At 71.6% G+C, this 18,447-nt stretch carries 17 protein-coding genes and 1 pseudogene; 9 read left to right on the plus strand and 9 right to left on the minus strand.

Annotation, left to right across the window (positions count from 1 at the left end; genetic code table 11):
* Positions 1 to 43: 43 nt before the first annotated feature.
* The 5 genes from GA0070613_RS22460 to GA0070613_RS22480 all read right to left on the minus strand — a co-directional run bounded on the left by GA0070613_RS22460 (position 44) and on the right by GA0070613_RS22480 (position 5,256).
* Entirely contained in the window at positions 44 to 1,180 is a 1,137-nt protein-coding gene (locus tag GA0070613_RS22460; RefSeq protein ID WP_089014096.1) for an ABC transporter ATP-binding protein, read from the minus strand.
* The gene (locus GA0070613_RS22465; RefSeq protein ID WP_089014097.1) at positions 1,180 to 2,052 is read right to left on the minus strand and encodes a carbohydrate ABC transporter permease; all 873 of its coding nucleotides are present in this window, start codon (positions 2,050 to 2,052) and stop codon (positions 1,180 to 1,182) included. Before GA0070613_RS22465 ends, GA0070613_RS22460 begins: the two co-directional genes overlap by 1 nt.
* Entirely contained in the window at positions 2,049 to 2,996 is a 948-nt protein-coding gene (locus GA0070613_RS22470) for a carbohydrate ABC transporter permease (protein WP_197698953.1), read from the minus strand. The genes GA0070613_RS22465 and GA0070613_RS22470 overlap by 4 nt, the downstream gene beginning before the upstream one ends.
* Positions 2,971 to 4,368 carry an extracellular solute-binding protein gene (locus GA0070613_RS22475; protein WP_089014099.1) on the minus strand — a complete coding sequence of 466 codons (1,398 nt, stop codon included), beginning with the start codon at positions 4,366 to 4,368 and terminating at the stop codon, positions 2,971 to 2,973. The genes GA0070613_RS22470 and GA0070613_RS22475 overlap by 26 nt, the downstream gene beginning before the upstream one ends.
* A 150-nt stretch (positions 4,369 to 4,518) precedes the next feature.
* The gene (locus GA0070613_RS22480; RefSeq protein ID WP_089014100.1) at positions 4,519 to 5,256 is read right to left on the minus strand and encodes a GntR family transcriptional regulator; all 738 of its coding nucleotides are present in this window, start codon (positions 5,254 to 5,256) and stop codon (positions 4,519 to 4,521) included.
* A 194-nt stretch (positions 5,257 to 5,450) separates the two neighbouring features.
* On the opposite strand from GA0070613_RS22480, the gene iolC reads away from it, so the two are divergent.
* Positions 5,451 to 6,416: a 5-dehydro-2-deoxygluconokinase gene (iolC, locus tag GA0070613_RS22485; RefSeq protein WP_089014101.1), complete on the plus strand. Its 966-nt coding sequence runs from the start codon at positions 5,451 to 5,453 to the stop codon at positions 6,414 to 6,416.
* 33 nt (positions 6,417 to 6,449) lie between these two features.
* Here iolC and GA0070613_RS22490 read toward each other — a convergent pair whose 3' ends face one another.
* Entirely contained in the window at positions 6,450 to 7,673 is a 1,224-nt protein-coding gene (locus GA0070613_RS22490) for an RNA-guided endonuclease InsQ/TnpB family protein (RefSeq protein WP_089014102.1), read from the minus strand.
* Positions 7,674 to 7,774: 101 nt separating this feature from the next.
* Between GA0070613_RS22490 and GA0070613_RS22495 the strand changes: the two genes are divergently transcribed.
* The 5 genes from GA0070613_RS22495 (at position 7,775) to GA0070613_RS22515 (ending at position 13,456) form a co-directional block, all read left to right on the plus strand.
* Positions 7,775 to 8,662 (plus strand): Cgl0159 family (beta/alpha)8-fold protein, encoded by an 888-nt coding sequence (locus tag GA0070613_RS22495; RefSeq protein WP_089014103.1) that lies wholly within the window; start codon positions 7,775 to 7,777, stop codon positions 8,660 to 8,662.
* Complete coding sequence (gene iolB, locus GA0070613_RS22500; protein WP_089014104.1) at positions 8,659 to 9,558, plus strand: 5-deoxy-glucuronate isomerase; 900 nt, start codon at positions 8,659 to 8,661, stop codon at positions 9,556 to 9,558. The genes GA0070613_RS22495 and iolB overlap by 4 nt, the downstream gene beginning before the upstream one ends.
* 299 nt (positions 9,559 to 9,857) lie before the next feature.
* Entirely contained in the window at positions 9,858 to 11,075 is a 1,218-nt protein-coding gene (locus tag GA0070613_RS22505) for an RNA-guided endonuclease InsQ/TnpB family protein (RefSeq protein ID WP_089014105.1), read from the plus strand.
* A gap of 65 nt (positions 11,076 to 11,140) precedes the next feature.
* Entirely contained in the window at positions 11,141 to 12,976 is a 1,836-nt protein-coding gene (iolD, locus tag GA0070613_RS22510; protein ID WP_231929374.1) for a 3D-(3,5/4)-trihydroxycyclohexane-1,2-dione acylhydrolase (decyclizing), read from the plus strand.
* 99 nt (positions 12,977 to 13,075) lie between these two features.
* A complete protein-coding gene (locus tag GA0070613_RS22515) occupies positions 13,076 to 13,456 on the plus strand; it encodes a VOC family protein (protein ID WP_089014107.1) in 381 nt (126 codons plus the stop codon).
* 79 nt (positions 13,457 to 13,535) lie between these two features.
* On the opposite strand, the gene GA0070613_RS22520 is transcribed toward GA0070613_RS22515, so the two are convergent.
* The gene (locus tag GA0070613_RS22520; RefSeq protein ID WP_089014108.1) at positions 13,536 to 13,880 is read right to left on the minus strand and encodes a hypothetical protein; all 345 of its coding nucleotides are present in this window, start codon (positions 13,878 to 13,880) and stop codon (positions 13,536 to 13,538) included.
* 129 nt (positions 13,881 to 14,009) lie between these two features.
* Between GA0070613_RS22520 and GA0070613_RS22525 the strand changes: the two genes are divergently transcribed.
* Positions 14,010 to 14,630: an L-threonylcarbamoyladenylate synthase gene (locus GA0070613_RS22525; RefSeq protein ID WP_089014109.1), complete on the plus strand. Its 621-nt coding sequence runs from the start codon at positions 14,010 to 14,012 to the stop codon at positions 14,628 to 14,630.
* A gap of 125 nt (positions 14,631 to 14,755) precedes the next feature.
* Positions 14,756 to 16,318, plus strand: coding sequence for a Na+/H+ antiporter (locus GA0070613_RS22530; RefSeq protein ID WP_172875876.1), 1,563 nt, complete (start codon positions 14,756 to 14,758; stop codon positions 16,316 to 16,318).
* Between the two features lie 8 nt (positions 16,319 to 16,326).
* Here GA0070613_RS22530 and GA0070613_RS22535 read toward each other — a convergent pair whose 3' ends face one another.
* Complete coding sequence (locus GA0070613_RS22535) at positions 16,327 to 16,659, minus strand: putative quinol monooxygenase (protein ID WP_089014110.1); 333 nt, start codon at positions 16,657 to 16,659, stop codon at positions 16,327 to 16,329.
* Between the two features lie 293 nt (positions 16,660 to 16,952).
* On the opposite strand from GA0070613_RS22535, the gene GA0070613_RS22540 reads away from it, so the two are divergent.
* A complete protein-coding gene (locus GA0070613_RS22540) occupies positions 16,953 to 17,846 on the plus strand; it encodes an arginase family protein (protein ID WP_089014111.1) in 894 nt (297 codons plus the stop codon).
* A gap of 40 nt (positions 17,847 to 17,886) precedes the next feature.
* On the opposite strand, the pseudogene GA0070613_RS32815 reads toward GA0070613_RS22540, so the two are convergent.
* A pseudogene (locus tag GA0070613_RS32815) lies at positions 17,887 to 18,108 on the minus strand (biotin/lipoyl-containing protein); the annotation flags it as partial.
* Positions 18,109 to 18,447 lie beyond the last annotated feature (339 nt).

Here is an 18,447-nt window from a genome sequence, read left to right on the forward strand (position 1 = left end):
GCGCGGTCCCGCAGCGTCCACCTGCCCCGGTGCGTGACCATTCTCAGGCGTCCGCCCCGACACCGGTACGCGGCGCCGGCACCGGTGCCGCCTTCTCGCCGCCGACCAGCTCGCCGTCGCGGTAGACCAGTGAGCGGCCCGGCCGCGGCACCACCCAGCCGGTGTCGCCGGGATCCGGTTCCCGCCCCTCGGGCACCACCACCTGCACGCTGGTCGCCGCGTCGTCCTCGCCCGGCACGTCCAGCGACACCAGGGAGAAGCTCCCGAGGTTCTCCACCACGACCACCTGACCGGTCAGCGCCTCGGGGACCGGCTCGGGGGAGTAGTCGAGGTATTCGGGCCGGACCCCGTACACCACCTGCTCCCCGTCGGTCAGCTCGCCGCGGACGTCCTCGGGCACCGGCAGCCGCACCCCGGCGACGGCCAGTTCGTCGCCGTGGACCCGGGCCGGGACCAGGTTCATCGGGGTCGAGCCGATGAACCCGGCGACGAAGGTGTTGGCCGGGCGGCGGAACACCTCGGTGGGGGTGCCGACCTGCCGGATCCGGCCGCCCTCCATCACCGCGATCCGGTCGGCCAGGGCCAGCGCCTCGGCCTGGTCGTGGGTGACGAAGACGGTGGTGACGCCCAGCTCGCGTTGCAGCCGCTTGAGGAACGTCCGCGCCTCCAGCCGCAGCCGGGCGTCCAGGTTGGACAGCGGCTCGTCGAGCAGGAAGACCTGCGGATGGCAGGCCATCGCCCGGGCGAGGGCGACCCGCTGCTGCTGGCCGCCGGAGAGCTGCCCGGGCCGGCGGTCCAGCAGCGCCGACAGGCCCAGCTCGTCGGCGGTCGCCGCGGCCTTGTCATGCCGGGCGGCCTTGCCGACCTTCTTGATCCGCAGCGGGTACGCGATGTTGTCCCGCACGGTCATGTGCGGGAAGAGCGCGTAGTCCTGGAAGACCATTGCCACGTCCCGCTGGCCGGGCGGCAGGTTCGTCACCGCGCGCTCGCCGATGCGTACGCTGCCGGCGGAGGCGAGTTCCAGCCCGGCGATGGTGCGCAGCAGGGTGGTCTTGCCGCAGCCGGAGGGGCCGAGCAGGGCGAAGAACTCGCCGTCGGCGATCTCCAGGTCGAGGGCGTCCAGGGCGCGTACCCCGTTGGGGTAGACCTTGGTCAGCTCGCGCAGGGTGATGGCGGACATCAGCGCTTGATCCCTCCGTGGAAGCGGAATCCGTACCTGCTGCTGACGAAGACGAACATCAGCGCCACCGGCAGCGAGTAGAGCAGTGAGAAGGTGGAGAGCAGCCGCAGGTCGGCCTGGCCGCCCTCGGTGTAGAGGGTGTACATGATCACGGCGGCGGGCCTCTTGTCCGGTCCGAGCAGCAGGAACGGGACGAGGAAGTTGCCCCACACGTTCGCCACCGCCCACACGCCTACGGTGGCCAGCCCCGGCCGGACGAGCGGCACCACGATGTGCCGCATGATCTGCAGCGGGCTGGCGCCGAAGACCCGCGCCGACTCCTCGTACGAGGTGGGCGTGGCGTCCATGAAGTCCTTGAGGATGAAGATCGCCGCCGGCAGCAGGCCGCCGGTGAGGATCAGGATGACCCCGAGCCGCGAGTCGATCAGGTGGACCCGGACGGCCAGTTCGAACAGCGGCACCATGGTGGCCGTGCCGGTCACGATCGACGACAGCAGCAGCAGCCCGTAGAGCAGCGCGTCGCGGCCCGGCACCCGGACCCGGCTCAGCGCGTACGCGGCCAGGGCGGCGAACGCCACCACCAGCGCGGCGGTGCCGCCGGCCAGCCAGACCGAGTTGACCAGCGAGGGCAGTGCGTACGGGTTGTCCAGCAAGGCCCGGAAGTTGGCGAGGGTGAAGTCCGGTAGCGAGGTGCCGATCGTCGGGGTGTCGTCGAACGGCGCGGTGGCCAGCCAGAGCAGCGGCAGGGCGAAGAAGGCGAGCACCAGGCAGAGGAAGACGTACCGGCCGATCCGGGCCAGCAGGTGCCGCACGGCGGCCGTCGACCTGTCGTCGGTCCCGGTGCCCTCCGCCGTCGTGGTCACGGTGCTCATGCCCGCTCCTTCCGCCGGCCCAGCAGGCGCAGGTAGACCAGCGCGATCACCAGGTTGATCAGCAGCATGATGAACGAGATGGCCGCGCCGAAGCCCAGCTCGCCGCCGGAGAGCGCCACCTTGTAGACGTAGACCGCCAGGATCTCGGAACGCTGCTCGGGACCACCGGCGGTGATCAGGAACGGCGTGAAGTCGTTGAACGTCCAGAGGCTGATCAGCAGCAGGTTGGTCAGCACGTGGCCGCGGATCCGGGGGAACACCACGTCGCGCAGCTGCTGCCAGGTGGACGCGCCGGCCAGCCGGGCGGTCTCCAGGTGCGACCGGGGCACGTTCTCCAGCGCGGCGGCGTAGAGCATCATCGAGAACGCGGTGCCCCGCCAGGTGTTGAAGATTATGATCGACAGCATCGGGTGGTCGAGCAGCCAGGCCATGCCGGGCGTGCCGAGCAGTACGTTGAGCGTGCCGGCGTCCCGGTCGAGCAGAGCGATCCAGAGGAACGCGACGACCGAACTGGGCAGGATCCAGGACAGCAGGATGAACGCCTCGACCACCCGGCGCAGCGGGCCCCGCCGGTCGCGCAGCGCGAAGGCGATGGCGAAGCCGAGGCCGGCCTGGCCGATCACCGCCGAGCCGAGCACGAACTGCAGGGTCAGCAGCAGTGATGTGCGGAACCGTTCGTCACCGAGGGCGGCGGTGTAGTTGTCCAGGCCGACGATCTCCGGGTTGGCCGCGGCCAGCCCGGTGAGCCGGTAGTTGGTGACGCCCAAATAGATCGTCCAGGCGGCCGGGACCACGAGGAAGACCAGGATCAGCACCATGCTCGGGACGAGGAACCCGGCGGCGCGGGCCCGGCCCAGCCCGGCGGCGTCGGGGGCGGGGGAGGCGCCTGGGACCGGGCGCTCTCCCCCGACCGTCTCGTCAGGACGAGACGTTACCTGGACCACCGACGATCCCTTCGACCTTCTTCTGGTACGCCGCAGCCGCCTCGTCGGCGCTCTTGCCCGACGTCGCGGCGGCGGTCGCCTCCTGCAGCGCCACCGACACCTGCGGGTAGACCGCCAGCGGCGGCCGGTAGGCGGTCAGCGGCAGCACCTTCTCGGCGACGAAGTTCAGCATCGGGTCGCCGGCGAGCACCTCCTTGTTGACGTCCATTCGGGAGGTGATCCGCGCATCGCCGGCGAGCTGGGCCTTGGTGGCCTCGGCCGAGTGCATGAACGCGAGCAGTTCGAAGGCCTGCGACGGGTACTTCGAGTGGGGGTTCAGCACGTCGACGCCGCCGCCGGACATGCTCACGAAGTCCTGCCCCCGGATGCCCGCGCCGGGCTGCTTGGCCGGGATCATCGCGTACCCGACGGTGCTGTCCCGGTCGGGCATCTTCGCGATGCCGTCCTTCGGGTTGATGACGCTGCGCCAGAAGTAGTCGCCCTCGGCGAGGATGCCGATCTTGCCGGCGGCGAACTCCTCGAAGGACTTGTCGCGCCCCTTGGCCTCCTGCTGGAGCTTCGGGTCACCCAGGCCGCCACCGTAGATCTTGGTGTAGAGGTCGAGCATGTCCTTGACCGGCTGGTTCCCGCCGGCCCACTTGCCGTCCTTCCAGATCTCGCCACCGGCGCCGACCATCAGCGGCAGCGCACCCTGCATGGTGGTCGCCTCGCCCATCGCCGTGCCGGCGTTGAGCTGGATCGGGGTCACCCCAGGCAGCGCCTTGAGCTTGGCGCCGGCGTCGAGGATCTCCTGCCAGCTCTTCGGCTGCCAGTCGGCGGGCAGGCCGGCCTGGGCGAAGAGCTTCTTGTTGTAGTAGAGGACCCGGCCGTCGGTGCCCTGCGGGATGCCGTACCGCTTGTCCTCGAACGTGCCCAGGCCCTGCACGCTCTCCGGGATCTGCGACCAGCCGTCCCACTTGTCGGCCTGGTCACCGGCCACCTCGGACAGCGGCTTGAGGTAGCCGGCCTGGGCGAACTCGCCGACCCAGATGCCGTCGACGGACACCACGTCGGCGCCGCCCTTGGACCGCAGGTCCAGGGCCAGCTTGGTCTTGTACTGCTCGTCGTCGACGCCGCTGGGCACGAACGACACCTTGGCGGTGACGCCCTTGGCCTTCTGGGCCTCGATGAACCGGGGGATGACCCACTTCTCGATCCACTCGGCGCCGGTGGCGTTCTTGCCGCCGGCGATCGCGTTGGAGGCGATGGTGAGGGTGATGTTCTTGGCGTCCTTGCCGGCTGGCTCCGAGCCGCCACCGCAGGCCGTCGTGGCGAGGGTGACGGCGGTGAGCGTGGCGAGCACGCCCGTGACGCGTGTCGATGTGAGTGACATGGATTGTTCCCTTCGCAAGGAGTGACTTCGAAGAGACTCGCGGGTCGCCCGCCGGCCGCAGGTCCATGCCGGCGGTGCTTGTCGGCCACAATGTCATGACAGCCTGACGACGTAAATACCTGTCACTGAAATGAGCCCGAAACAGGCGCGTCACCGCTCGGCGACGGTCACCTCCAGCGCGTACCGGGAGGCCCGGTAGATGTGTGCGCCGTGCTCGACGTAGCGGCCCTGGTCGTCGTAGGCCGTCCGGGTCATGGTCAGCAGCGGGGCGCCGCGCCGCTCGCCGAGCATCTGCGCCTCCGCCGCCGTCGCGGCCCGGGCCCCGATCCGCTGCTGGGCGCCGCGCACCCGCAGGCCGGCCGCGCGCAGGATCGCGTACAGGCCCCGGCTCTGCAGGCCGTCCAGGGTGAGCCGGACCAGGTCGAGGGGAAGCCAGTTCTCCAGTACCGCGAGGGGTTCCCGGTCGGCGAAGCGCAGCCGGCGCAGGTGCTGCACCTCGCTGCCGGCGGTGACCCCGAGCGCGGCCGCCACCTGCGCCGGACAGACCACGGTGGCCAGTTCGAGCACCGAGGTGGACGGCTGCCGCCCGGCCCGGGCGAGGTCGTCGTGCAGGCTGGTCAGTTCCACCGCGCGACGCACCTCGCCGCGGATCACCTCGGTGCCCACGCCGCGGCGGCGGACGATCAGTCCCTTGTCCACCAGGTGCTGGATGGCCTGCCGGACGGTGGGCCGGGACAGTCCCAGCCGGTCGGCGAGCTGCAACTCGCTGTCCAGCCGGTCGCCGGGCGCCAGCTCGCCGCGCTGGATCGCGGCCGAGAACTGCTCGGCGACCTGGAAGTACAGCGGGACCGGGCTGCTCCGGTCGACCACGATCTCGGGGCCGGTCACGGGGGACCTCCTCGTCACGGATGCCCGGGGGGTCGGGGGCGCGATGATGGGCGCCACTGTACCGAAGCGGGCGTTGAGCAAGCCTGCTGGATGTCAGGACAACACATTGACACAACTCTCGGCCACTGTTACCAATCAGGGACCAGGATCGAGCTGGCGGTCACGCCGTCGCCGGCCGGGACAAAGGACGCCGCATGCTCGACGTGCTCACCATCGGCCGGGTCGGAGTGGACATCTATCCGCTGCAGATCGCCACGCCGCTGGCCGAGGTCGAGACCTTCGGGAGGTTCCTCGGCGGCAGTGCCACCAACGTCGCGGTCGCCGCCGCCCGGTACGGGCTGCGCGCCGGGGTCGTCACCCGCACCGGCGCCGACGCCTTCGCCGACTACGTGCACCGGGCACTGCGGGACTTCGGCGTCGACGACAGCCAGGTACGCCCCGTCGACGGGCTGCCCACCCCGGTGACCTTCTGCGAGATCTTCCCGCCGGACCACTTCCCGATCTGGTTCTACCGCATGCCCACCGCCCCGGACCTGCAGATCCGTCCGGACGAGCTGGACCTCGCCGCCATCGTGGCCGCCCGGGTCTTCTGGATCACCGGCACCGGCCTCTGCCAGCGACCCAGCCGGGACGCGCACACCACCGCGCTGGCCGCCCGCGACGGCCGCCCGCACACCGTGCTGGACCTCGACTACCGGCCGATGTTCTGGCCCGACCCGGCAGCTGCCGCGGCGGCCTACGCCGAGGCGCTGCCGAGGGTCACGGTCGCCGTCGGCAACCTCGACGAGGTGGAGGTGGCGGTCGGCACCCGGGACCCCGAGCGGGCCGCCCGGCTGCTGCTCGACCGTGGGCCGCGGCTGGCCGTGGTGAAGCTCGGCCCGGACGGGGTGCTGGCCAGCACCGCCGAGCAGGCGATCCGGGTGCCGCCGGTGCCGGTGGAGGTGGTCAATGGGCTCGGCGCCGGGGACGCCTTCGGCGGCGCCCTCTGCCTGGGCCTGCTGCGGGACTGGCCGCTGGAGCGGACGCTGCGCTTCGCCAACGCCGCGGGCGCCATCGTCGCGTCGCGGCTGGCCTGCTCGTCCGCCATGCCCGACGAGGCCGAGACCGAGGCGCTGGTGGCCCAGGTGGAGCCGGCCGCAGCGACGGAAGGAGACCGTTGACTGCTCCCTGCCTGAACGGAGGGGATTCCTGGCTCACGCTGCCTGGTCGCCCTGCGGACGATCAGGTCTTACGCGATCAAGACCAGCCGGGTACAGACCAGCCCGGACCAGCATGACACGGGCGGAGTTCTTGTCTCTCGGTGAGACAGCCCCACACGTGGTGCATGTGTACGTACGTTCGGAAAGGGGAAGTGCGTGCTTGGCTCTCGCTCCGCACTGCGCGCAATCCATCGTGGTATGCGCAGGATTGATCAGGTGCACGGTGCGGCCGTGTTTGCGGCCCATCTCGATCAGGGCCCGTTTCGTCGCACCGACCGCCGCGTCAGCGGCCTTACGGGCCATCGACGTCTTCGCGAGGAACGTCGGGCGGAAGTCCTCCACCGCGATCACATCATGGTTACGGGCAACCTTCTTCGCCCACTTACGGCCGGTGTCCTGCCGCTGCCGGGCGATCTTCTTGTGGACCTTCGCGGCCTGCCGCGCCGCCTTCCGGTAGCCGCGGGTGGCGGGCTTGCCCTTCGGCCGTTCCCGCCTGGCCATCATCCGCTGATACCGGGCCAGCTTCCCCGCCGCCTTCTTGCCATGCCTGGGGTGGGGAAGATCGTGGACGTCGGAAGTGGTGGTCGCGATCTGCCGCACACCCCAGTCAACGCCGATCACCGCGCCCGTGGCAGGCAACGGTTCGCAAGGGGCTGGGACAACGAAGGAGGCGTACCAGTGGCCGAGGCCATCCCGGTAGACGCGCACCGAGCTGGGCTGCGCGGGCAACTCCCGGGACCACACGACCGTCACCACGATCCCGCCGGCAAGGTGCAACCGCCCGTCGCAGAGGCGGAAACCACGCCGCGTGTAGTTCAGGCTCGGGTCGGACAGATCCTTCTTCTTGAACCTCGGCATCCCGGCGCGCCGCCGCATCGGCAGCCTGTCCCTGATGTCCTTGAGCGCCTTGGACCGAGACTTACCGAAGTCACGGATGATCTGCTGCTGCGGCACGCTAGCACCTTCGGCAAGCCACGGGGTGATGCGGCGGGCGTCGGTCAACATCTTGTCCAGCTGCGCAGGACCACAGGTCAGCTTGTCCTGCGGGTGGGCCTTGCTGCGCTGGTGCACCGTCTTGGACTTTGCGACGCACTCGTTCCACACCCACCGGCAGCGCCCCCACTCGGCGAGCAGAGCGACGCGGGCGGTGGCGGACACCCGAATCCGGTAGGTGTAGCGAGCGTGCCCGCTGTCTGCACCAGCCGGCGTCGCGGTCATGGCTCTAACCGTAGCGGCAGGGTACGACAAACTGCCGTCCCCACTCTGCGGGGACCCGCATTCCTCCCCGCATTGAGGGACGGGCTTCCTGAGGGGGTGCGGTGAGCACCGAGTACGAGGCCCTGACCCGCACCCGCGCGCACCGGCCGCAGGCGATCGCCGAGGCCGCCGCCGGGCGGACCCGCCGACCCTGGCCGGACCATGGTCGGCCGCTGTTCCTCATCGCCGCCGACCACCCGGCCCGCGGCGCCCTCGGCGTCCGGGACCAGCCGATGGCCATGGCCGGGCGGGCCGACCTGCTCGACCGGCTGCGGCTCGCGCTGTCCCGGCCCGGGGTCGACGGGGTGCTCGGCACCCCGGACGTCCTGGAGGACCTGCTGCTGCTGGGCGCGCTGGAGGACCGGCTGGCGATCGGCTCGATGAACCGCGGTGGCCTGTTCGGCGCCGCGTTCGAGCTGGACGACCGGTTCACCGCGTACGACGCCGACAGCATCGCCGCGATGGGCTATGACGGCGGCAAGATGCTCTGCCGGATCGACCCGGACGACCACGGCACCGCCTCCACGCTGCAGGCCTGCGCCCGGGCGGTCAGCGCCCTCGCCGCGCACCGGACGGTGGCGCTGGTGGAGCCGATGTGGGTGGGGCGCACCGACGGGCGGGTCCACGTCGACCTGACGCCCGAGGCGGTGATCAAGAGTGTGAGCATCGGGCAGGCGCTCGGCACGACCTCGGCGTACACCTGGTTGAAGCTGCCGGCGATCGACGAGATGGACCGGGTGATGGCCGCGACCACGCTGCCCGTCCTGCTGCTCGGCGGCGACCCGACGGAGGCCCCCGACGTGGTCTACGCCCGCTGGCAGCGGGCGCTGCGCCAACCCGGCGTCCGCGGGCTGGTGGTCGGCCGGGCGCTGCTCTACCCGCCGGACGACGACGTGGCCGCCGCGGTCGACCTGGCCCACTCGCTGCTGCCGACCCGGCAGGAAGCATGACCGGCGGACCGCACCTGCCCTGGGGTACGACGGCCCGGCCGCCCTGGGCGCTGGAGCTCACCCCCGAGCGGGCCGGCTGGACGTACGCGGGCCTGCGGGTGCTCACCCTGCCCGCCGGCGGCGAGGTCACCTTCGCCACCGGCGAGGAGGAGATGCTGGTGCTGCCGCTGGCCGGCGCCGCCACCGTCCACTGTGACGGGCTGAGCATGAAGCTCACCGGGCGCGCCTCGGTCTTCGCCGCGGTCACCGACTTCGCCTACCTGCCCCGGGACGCCACCGTGACGGTCCGCGGCGAGGGGCGCTTCGCTCTGCCGGCGGCCCGGGCCACCCGCCGGCTGTCGCCGCGCTACGGCGCGGCCCGGGACGTGCCGGTGGAGCTGCGCGGCGCCGGGTCGGCCAGCCGGCAGGTCAACAACTTCTGCGCCCCGGAGGCCTTCGACTGTGACCGGCTGGTCGCCGTCGAGGTGCTCACCCCCGGCGGCAACTGGTCGTCCTACCCGCCGCACAAGCACGAGGACGACCGGGTCCACGACGACGGCCGGGTCGAGGCGGCCCTGGAGGAGATCTACTACTTCGAGGTGTCCGGCGCGGTGCCGGGCGACGGCGGCCCGGTCGGCTACCAGCGGGTGTACGGCACCGACCGGCGGCCGATCGACGTCCTCGCCGAGGTGCGCAGCGGCGACCTGGTGCTCGTCCCGTACGGCTACCACGGCCCGTCGATGGCCCCGCCCGGGTACCACCTCTACTACCTCAACGTGCTGGCCGGGCCCGGACCGACGCGCACCATGGCCTGCGTGGACGATCCACGGCACGGCTGGATCCGGGGCAGCTGGGCCGACCAGCGGGTCGACCCGCGGCTGCCGCTGACCAGGGCCGCGACGGGGGACGGACGATGACTCTGCGTCGGGCGCGGATCCCCGGCCTCGACAATAGGGTTAGCGTGGCTCCCTTCCCTCGGGCATTACACCGCGGCCTGCAGACTGCTCCCGCTGCCCGTCTCACTGTGCTTGAGCAGGAACGTTTTCGCTGTGCCATCCATCAATGCGTTGGGAAGGAGCGGGCGTGGTTGGTCGCACTGAATGTTCTTCCCTTCCACCTGCCGACGCCGTGGACGAATATCTACTTCGTGACTACGATCATCGTAGCGCCGCTGACGACCGAGAAGCGGTACGCCGAACAGTAGAAGGGCCGTTGGATGCTGACCGGCCGCCGTTACCTGCTGGCTCTCACTTCGGAGCAAGCCGACTACGCCGAACAGGTCGCCGCGATTTGCCGGGCGGTGTGGAACACGGCGTTGGAGCAGCGCCGCGAATACCAGCGGCGCGGTGTGTGGATCACCTACGTCGAGCAGGCTCGGCAGATGGCTGAGGCGAAGCGCGATCCGACCTGCGCTTGGCTGGCCGATGCGCCGTCGCACACGCTGCAGCAGACTCTCAGGGACCTGGAGCGGGCTTGCAAGATTCACGGCACGTTCAGTGTGCGATGGCGGTCCAAGTCCCGCACGGCGCCGTCGTTCCGGTTTCCCGACCCGAATCAAATCCAAGTGCGCCGACTCAACCGCAGGTGGGGTGAGGTGCGGTTGCCGAAGCTCGGGCCGGTTCGTTTCCGGTGGACCCGTGAGATCGGTGGAACGATCCGCAACGCAACCCTCCGCCGTGACGGCGGCCGTTGGTACATCTCGTTCTGCATTGAGGACGGCGTAGCCGCGGCTGCGCCAAACCACAAGCCCGCCGTCGGCGTTGACCTCGGCGTGGCAGTCGCAGTGGTGACTTCTGACGGCGATCGCTACGACGAGCAGTGCGTCAAGCCGGGCGAGGCAAAGCGACTCAAGCGACTGCAACAGGGTCGGTCCCGGTCGGTTGAGAGCTACGGACGCAACCGACGGTCCAAGCGTCGCGACGCGATAGGCGCTCAGCTTCTCCGACTCCACGCGCGCATCCGCAATCGGCGAAGCGACTTCGCCGCGCAGACCGCGAACAGACTGGTCCGCGGTCACGGGATGGTCGTGATTGAGGATCTGCGCGTCGCTCAGATGATTCGCTCCCATCGGGGCACGTCCCGGCAGCCGGGTCGCAACGTTAGGGCAAAGGCGGGCCTGAATAGGGCTATTCTCGCCAAGGGGTGGGGAGGCTTTCTGCTCGCCCTGCAAAACTCAGCCCGCTACCACGGTGCAACCGTAGTGAAGGTGCACCCCGCGTGCACGTCGCAGACCTGCAATGCCTGTAAGCATGTCGCCCGTGAATCCCGCAAGAGCCAAGCGGTCTTCCGGTGCGTCGCCTGCGGGCACCAGGAGAATGCCGACGTAAATGCAGCCAAGAACATTCTCGCCGCTGGGCTGGCGGTGACAGGGCGTGGAGACCTCGCCATTGGGCGGTCTGTGAAGCGCCAACCACCCGAACGGCTTACGGCATGAACGACCCTGAGCCACGGGAATCCCCCGCCGTCAGGTGCGGGGAGGAAGCCAAGCGCAGGCTCACGGTGGCGCAGGCCCTGGTGGCCTTCCTCGCCCGGCAGTGGTCCGAACGCGACGGCCGGCGCCGCCGACTGATCCCGGCCTGCTTCGGCATCTTCGGCCACGGCAACGTCGCCGGTCTCGGCGAGGCCCTGGCCGGCGCCGCCGCCGCGGGCGTCGACCTGCCGTACCGGTTGTGCCGCAACGAGCAGGGGATGGTGCACACCGCCGCGGCGTACGCCCGGATGACCGACCGGCTCAGCACCCTGGCCTGCACCACCTCCATCGGCCCGGGCGCGACCAACCTGGTCACCGGCGCCGCCGGGGCGACGATCAACCGGCTGCCAGTGCTGCTGCTGCCCGGCGACAGCTTCGCCACCCGGCGGGCCAACCCGGTGCTGCAGGAGCTGGAGGACTCCCGCTCGTACGACGTCAGCGTCACCGACGCGCTGCGCCCGGTCTCCCGCTACTGGGACCGGATCAACCGGCCCGAGCAGTTGCCGGCGGCGCTGCTGGCCGCCATGCGGGTGCTCACCGACCCGGCGGAGACCGGCGCGGTCACCCTCGCCCTGCCGCAGGACGTGCAGGCCGAGGCGTACGACTGGCCGGAGGAGCTGTTCGCCGAACGCACCTGGCACGTGCCGCGCCCCCGCCCCGACGAGGGGGTCGTCCGGCGGGCCGCTCGGATCGTCACCGCGGCCTATCGGCCGGTGCTGGTGGCCGGTGGCGGCGTCATCTACAGCGGCGCGACGGACGCGCTGCGCGGCTTCGTCGAGCGGCACGGCGTACCGGTGGTGGAGACCCAGGCGGGCAAGGGCGCCCTGCCGTACGACCATCCCCTGGCCGCGGGCGCGGTCGGGGTCACCGGCACCGCCGCGGCCAACGAGGTCGCCGCGAACGCCGACGTGGTGATCGGCGTCGGCACCCGGTACAGCGACTTCACCACCGCCTCCGGCACCCTGTTCGGCGACGCCCGGTTCGTCAACCTCAACATCACCGGCTTCGATGCCGCCAAGCTGTCCGGCGTGCAGGTCGTCGGCGACGCGCGGGAGAGTCTGACCGCGCTGGGCGCGGCCTGCGGCGACTGGGCCAGCCCGCCGGCGTACCGGTCGGTGGTCGCGGAGCTGGGCGCCCGGTGGGCGGCCGTGGTGGACCGCGCCCGGCACGCCGACCCGCAGGCGCCGCCGACGCAGGCCGCGGTCATCGGCGCGGTCAACGACGCCGCCGGCCCCCGGGGCGTCGTGGTCTGCGCGGCCGGGTCGATGCCCGGCGACCTGCACAAGCTGTGGCGCAGCACCGACCCCAAGGCCTACCACGTCGAGTACGGATACTCCTGCATGGGCTATGAGATCGCCGGCGGGATCGGGGTGAGGCTGGCCGCGCCGGACCGGGAGGTCTTCGTGCTGGTCGGCGACGGTTCCTACCTGATGCTGCCGAGCGAACTGGTCACCGCGGTGGCCGAGGGCGTGAAGCTGGTCGTGGTGCTGGTCGACAACCAGGGTTTCGCCTCGATCGGCCGGCTCTCGGAGAGCGTCGGCGCGCAGCGGCTCGGCACCGCGTACCGCGACCGCACGGGTGCGCCGCTGCCGGTCGACCTGGCCGCGAACGCGGCGAGCCTGGGCGCGGTGGTGATCCGGGCGACCACGATGGCCGAGCTGCGGGCCGGACTTGAGGCGGCGAAGGCGGCACACCGCACCACGGTCGTGCACGTGTCGACGGACCCGATGGCGGCCGGGCCGGACGGCGGCGCGTGGTGGGACGTGCCGGTCGCCGAGGTCTCGGCCGTCGCGGCGGCGCAGGCCGCCCGGGCCGCGTACGAGACGGGGCGCAAGGCGCGCCGCCTCCACCTGCACCCGTCCTGACCGAGGTTCCCGGACGAGTACGGGCCGACCAGCGGCGGCAAGCCGGACGGCAGGCGACTGAGCCGAGCCGCAGGCCGGCTCCGTCGATAGACTCCCCGGATGCACCGGTCCCGGCTCCACGCTCTGATCATCGACGTGCCGCAGGACGCCGCCGGGTCGGCGACCGACTTCTGGTCCGCCGCGCTCGGCGCACCGCCCCGGCACGACGCCGACGAACCCGAGTTCACCAACCTGCCGGAGGTGGTGCCCGACCTGGTCACCGCGATCCAGTCCGTCGACGACGCGCCGCGCTACCACGTCGACATCGAGACCGACGACGTCCGGGCCGAGGTGGACCGACTGCTCGCGCTCGGCGCCACGCCGGTGTCGCAGTGGCAGGAGTGTCACGTGCTGCGCGCCCCGAGCGGCCATCTGCTCTGCGTCATCCCGGTGGCCAGCGACCCGGCGGCGTTCGCGGCGACCGCCCGGCGCTGGGACTGACCCGCCGACGGGGGACGCCCCGACCGCCGGGACGCAGGCGCCGCCCGGCGGCGGCATCCCGGGTCCGGGCGGGACGGCCTCAGGCGGCGGACGCCACCGCCGCCCCGTCGCGCCCGGCGGCGGGCGCCGGCTGCGTATGGTGCGACGCGGCCGACCGTACAGTCTCGGCAGTCGCGGGGTCCCGGTCGACGGTGCCCGTGGTCGCCGCCGAGGCTGGGCGGGTGGCCGCCTGAGCGGCGCGCATGCCCTCCTGCGCGTTGTTCCAGGCGGCGCAGGGCCAGGCCGCGCCGACGCAGCTCGGGCTGACGCAGGCGCCGTCCTCGTCGGCCTGGTGGGCGTCGGCCACCGCGGTGGCCAGGCCCCACAGCAGCGGGTCGGTCACCTCGGCCGGGCGGTCGGCGTGGTCTGTGCTGGCTTCGGACATGAATGGTCCCCCCTATTCGAGCGGCCCCCACCATTTCCAGCCGCGCTGTCGATCAAACCTCCGCCCGAGATCTTTTTCGGCGCCCGGCCGGCCCGGCCCCCGCCCGGGCGGCGGCATAGGCTTACCGGTGTGGCGAGGTACTACGACGTGCATCCGGACAATCCGCAACCCCGGGTCCTGCGGCAGGTCGTCGACCTGCTCCGCGACGACGGCCTGATCGCCTACCCGACCGACTCCTGCTACGCCTTCGGCTGCCAGCTCGGCAACCGGAGCGGCCTGGACCGGATCCGGGAGATCCGCCGGCTCGACGACCGGCACCATTTCACCCTGGTCTGCCGGGACTTCTCCCAGCTCGGCCAGTTCGTCAAGGTCAGCAACTCGGTCTTCCGGCTGGTGAAGGCCTGCATTCCGGGCAGCTACACCTTCATCCTGCCGGCCACGAGCGAGGTGCCCCGTCGGCTGCAGGAGCCGCGCAAACGCACCGTCGGGGTCCGGGTGCCGCAACACACCGTCACCCAGGCGCTGCTGACCGAACTCGGCGAACCGCTGCTCTCCAGCACCCTGCTGCTGCCCGGCGAGGAGGAGGCGATGACCCAGGGCTGGGAGATCAAGGAACGGCTCGACCACCTGCTCGACGCCGTGGTCGACGCCGGCGACTGCGGCCTGGAGCCGACGACCGTGGTCGACCTATCCGGACCGGAGCCGGAGATCCTGCGCCGCGGGGCCGGAGACACCGCGCGCTTCGAGTAGCCACCGCGTCAATTACCCGGTTCGACCGCGCGCTCCGCACCCGCCGTACCACCATGTTGGGGCGGCGGCCTGTACCTGATCCTTCCGTCGCCGCGCCGGCGGCGATCGGATGACGGGAGTACGGCGTGAGCGGGCTCGTGCTGATCGCGGTGCTGGGCGTGACGGTGCTGATCGGCACCACGCTCGGCGGCCGGTACAGCGTCGCGCCGCCGGTCCTGCTCATCTCGATGGGCGCCCTGCTCGGCCTCCTCCCGCCCTTCCGGCACGTGGTGCTCGAACCGGACGTGGTGCTGCTGCTCTTCCTGCCCCCGATCCTCTACCGGGAGAGCCTGGTCATCAGCCTCCGCGAGATCCGGGCCAACTTCCGGACCATCGCCCTGCTGGCGGTGGCCCTGGTGGTTCTCACGACGGTCGCCGTCTCGTACGCCGCGCAGGCTCTCGGGGTCGAGCCGGCGGCGGCCTGGGTGCTCGGCGCGGTGCTCGCGCCGACCGACGCCGCTGCCGTCGCCGGGCTGGCCAAACGGATGCCGCGCGGCATCCTCACCACGCTGCGCGCAGAGAGCCTGATCAACGACGGTACCGCCCTGGTGCTCTTCTCCGTCGCCGTCGGGGTGATCGCCGGCGGCGCCCTGCCCAGCGCGCCCGGCCTGCTCGGCGGGTTCGTCGGCTCCGCCGCGGGCGGAATCGCCGCCGGCCTGCTCGTGGGTGGGGCGGTCATCCTGATCCGCACACACATCGACGACCCGATGCGCGAGGGCGGGCTGAGCATCCTCACCCCGTTCGTCGCGTTCCTGCTCGCCGAAACGGTGCACGCCAGCGGCGTCCTGGCCGTCGTGGTCGCCGGGCTGCTGCTCTCCTACGCCGGGCCGCGGGTCATCCGGGCCCGCTCCCGGATCACCGCGTTCGCGTTCTGGGACCTCTCCACCTTCATGATCAACGGCAGCCTGTTCGTACTGCTCGGCATGCAGGTCCCGCGCTCGCTGCGCAGCATCACCAGCCACTCGCCGACGCAGTCGCTCAGCATCGCGGCGGCGGTCACCGCCGTGGTCGTGGTCACCCGGCTGGGGTGGCTGCACCTCGCCCTCCCCGCCCTGCAGAGATTCGACCGCCGAGCTCGGCAGTTCGACTGGCGGGTACGCACCGCCGCCGGCTGGGCGGGCTTCCGCGGCGCCGTCTCCCTCGCCGCCGCCCTCGCCGTGCCGGTGGCGACCAGCGCCGGCACGCCCGTCCGCGAACGCGACCTGATCATCTTCGTCACCGTGACCGTCATCGTGCTGACCATGCTGATCCAGGGCACGACGCTGCCCGCCGTGGTCACCTGGGCGCGGCTGATGGGCGACGAGGAGCGGGCGGACGAGGTACGCACGGCCCGGATCCGCGCCACCGAGGCCGGGCTGGCCGCCCTGCCGGAGGTCGCCGCCGAGCTCGGCGCCTCGCAGGACGCTGTCGACCGGCTCCGCAGCGACTACCAGGAGCACCTCGACGACGTCCGCTCCCCCGAAGACCACCAGACGGCGGAGGAACGCGAGACCGCCCGACGACTGCGGCTCAGGCTGCTCGAACACAAGCGTCGCGAGATCACCCGGCTGCGCGACAGCAACGAGATCGACGACGCCGTGCAGCGGGAGGTGCAGGCGGCCATCGACATCGAGGAGATCCGGCTGCTCGGCCCGACCACCGAGGACTGACCCGCCGGCTACTCGCTGCCGGGGACGGCCATCTCGCCGAGCCGGGACCAGTCGTCCTGCGGCACGGTCACGTTGACGATCCGCGGCGTCTCGGCGAGGTGGGGCGGCAGGGTCCGCTGCGCCGTGCGGAAGTGCTCGGACCCCACGTGCGCCGCACCGGCCTCGTCGTCCCGGAAGGCCTCCACCAGCACGTACTCCGTCGGGTCGTCGATGCTGCGGGACCAGTCGAACCACAGGCAGCCGGGCTCGGCGCGGGTGGCCGTGGTGAACTCCTCGGCGATCTGCGGCCACCGGTCGGCGTGCCCCGGCAGCACCCGGAACTTCGCGGTAATGAAGATCATGGCTAGAGGCTACGCGGGCAGCGGTCCGCGGAGGTGACGCTCACCGAGTCTGCGTTGCAAGGAGTGCACGGCACCGCGCCCGACGCGACCGTCTTGCAACGACCAACGTTCTAGGCTGGCTGGTGGCGGGACCGGGATCCGGGGCTGTGCGGTGAGGTGTCACGGCAGGTCGGCGTGCACCGGCTTCACAAGCGCGACCAGGTCGACCCGGCCGGGCGGTGGTGCCGCTCGCGGGCCGCGGCGGTCCGAGGCCGGTGTGCGGGGTTGTCACCTCGCCGGCGAGGGAGTCACGAGTGCGGGAACTGGCGATCGTCGAGGCGCCGTCGGTGCTGGGGCTGCGGCCCTCCGGCGTGGAGGACCTGCCGGCAGCGCTCCTCGGCGCCGGTCTGCGGGACCTGCCAGGGGCGGTGGCGGGCGGCCGGGTCGACCCACCCCCGTACGATCCGAACCGGGACCCCGAAACGGGGGTGCTCAACCCGCGCGGCATCGCGCAGTACGGCGTCAGCCTGGCTGATGTGGTCGGCGCGGCCCTCGCCCGCGGTTCGTTTCCGGTCGTCCTCGGCGGTGACTGCAGCATCCTCCTCGGCAACCTGCTCGCCCTGCGCCGGCGTGGGCGCTACGGCCTGCTCTTTGTCGACGGTCACACCGACTTCTACCATCCGGCGGCGGAGCCGAACGGCGAGGCCGCCTCGATGGATCTCGCCCTGGCGACCGGCCGCGGACCGCGGCTGCTCACCGACCTCGAGGGCCGTGGGCCGCTGGTGCGGGACGAACATGTCGTCGCCTTCGGCTTCCGTGACTCCGCGGAGTCGGCGGAGGCCGGGATGCAGCCGCTGCCGCCGGGACTACGCACGATCGATCTCAATGGTGTGCGGGAAGCCGGCGCAGCGGCGGCAGCCCGGCAGGCGGTCGGGTGGCTGGGTACCGGTGGAACCGCCGGCTACTGGGTCCACCTCGACGTCGACGTCCTCGACGACGCCGTCATGCCCGCCGTGGACTACCGCCTGCCCGGAGGCTTGACCTGGGCCGAGCTGGCGACCGTGCTGCGCACGGCGATGGCGAGCGGCCAGGCGGTCGGCCTGGATGTGACGATCTTCAACCCCCGCCTCGACCCCGACGGTCAGCTCGCCGGTCGTCTCGCGGAGTGTCTACGCCAGGGGCTGTCGGTGCTGACCGACCGCGTCTGACCTTTCTCCATGGTCGTCACGTCAGTTCACGCGGAGGGGCACCGATCACTGCAAGCGTGGCACCGGCCGGCACAGTTACCTGCGCGGCGACCTTGATCTCCAGCAGGGTGCCGGCGGTGGGAGCGGGGATTTCCGTGTCGACCTTGTCGGTGGAGACCTCCAGCAGCGGCTCGTTGGCCGCGACCGTGTCGCCGACCTGCTTCAGCCAGCGGGTGACCGTACCCTCGGTGACCCTCTCACCGAGGACGGGCATCGTGAGGACCATTGCCTCGCTGCGTCCCAATGCGGTTTCCGCCGGGGTGACCTCCCCGGCCGGCCGCTCTTCGCCGGCCGCAGGCGGTACCGGCGAGGGCTCCCGCGCGCTACGCCGACGCCACGCGTAATGACGCCACATCTGGATAGCGAGGGCCAGGCCCGCGAACAGTGCGGCGGCTCCCTTCCACTCGCGCTCGATCGCCGGCCGGCTGTCACCGAATGCCGCATCGCCAGCCAGGGTGAGACAGACAAGGCCGGACATCCATCGGTCGCCACGCGACATCTCCGGCGGCTCCCCGCGTACGAAGAGAGCCGCCAGCAGTAGGCCGGCGCTCAGCGCAACGAT

The organism is Micromonospora inositola, assembly GCF_900090285.1.
Classification (GTDB): Bacteria; Actinomycetota; Actinomycetes; order Mycobacteriales; family Micromonosporaceae; genus Micromonospora; species Micromonospora inositola.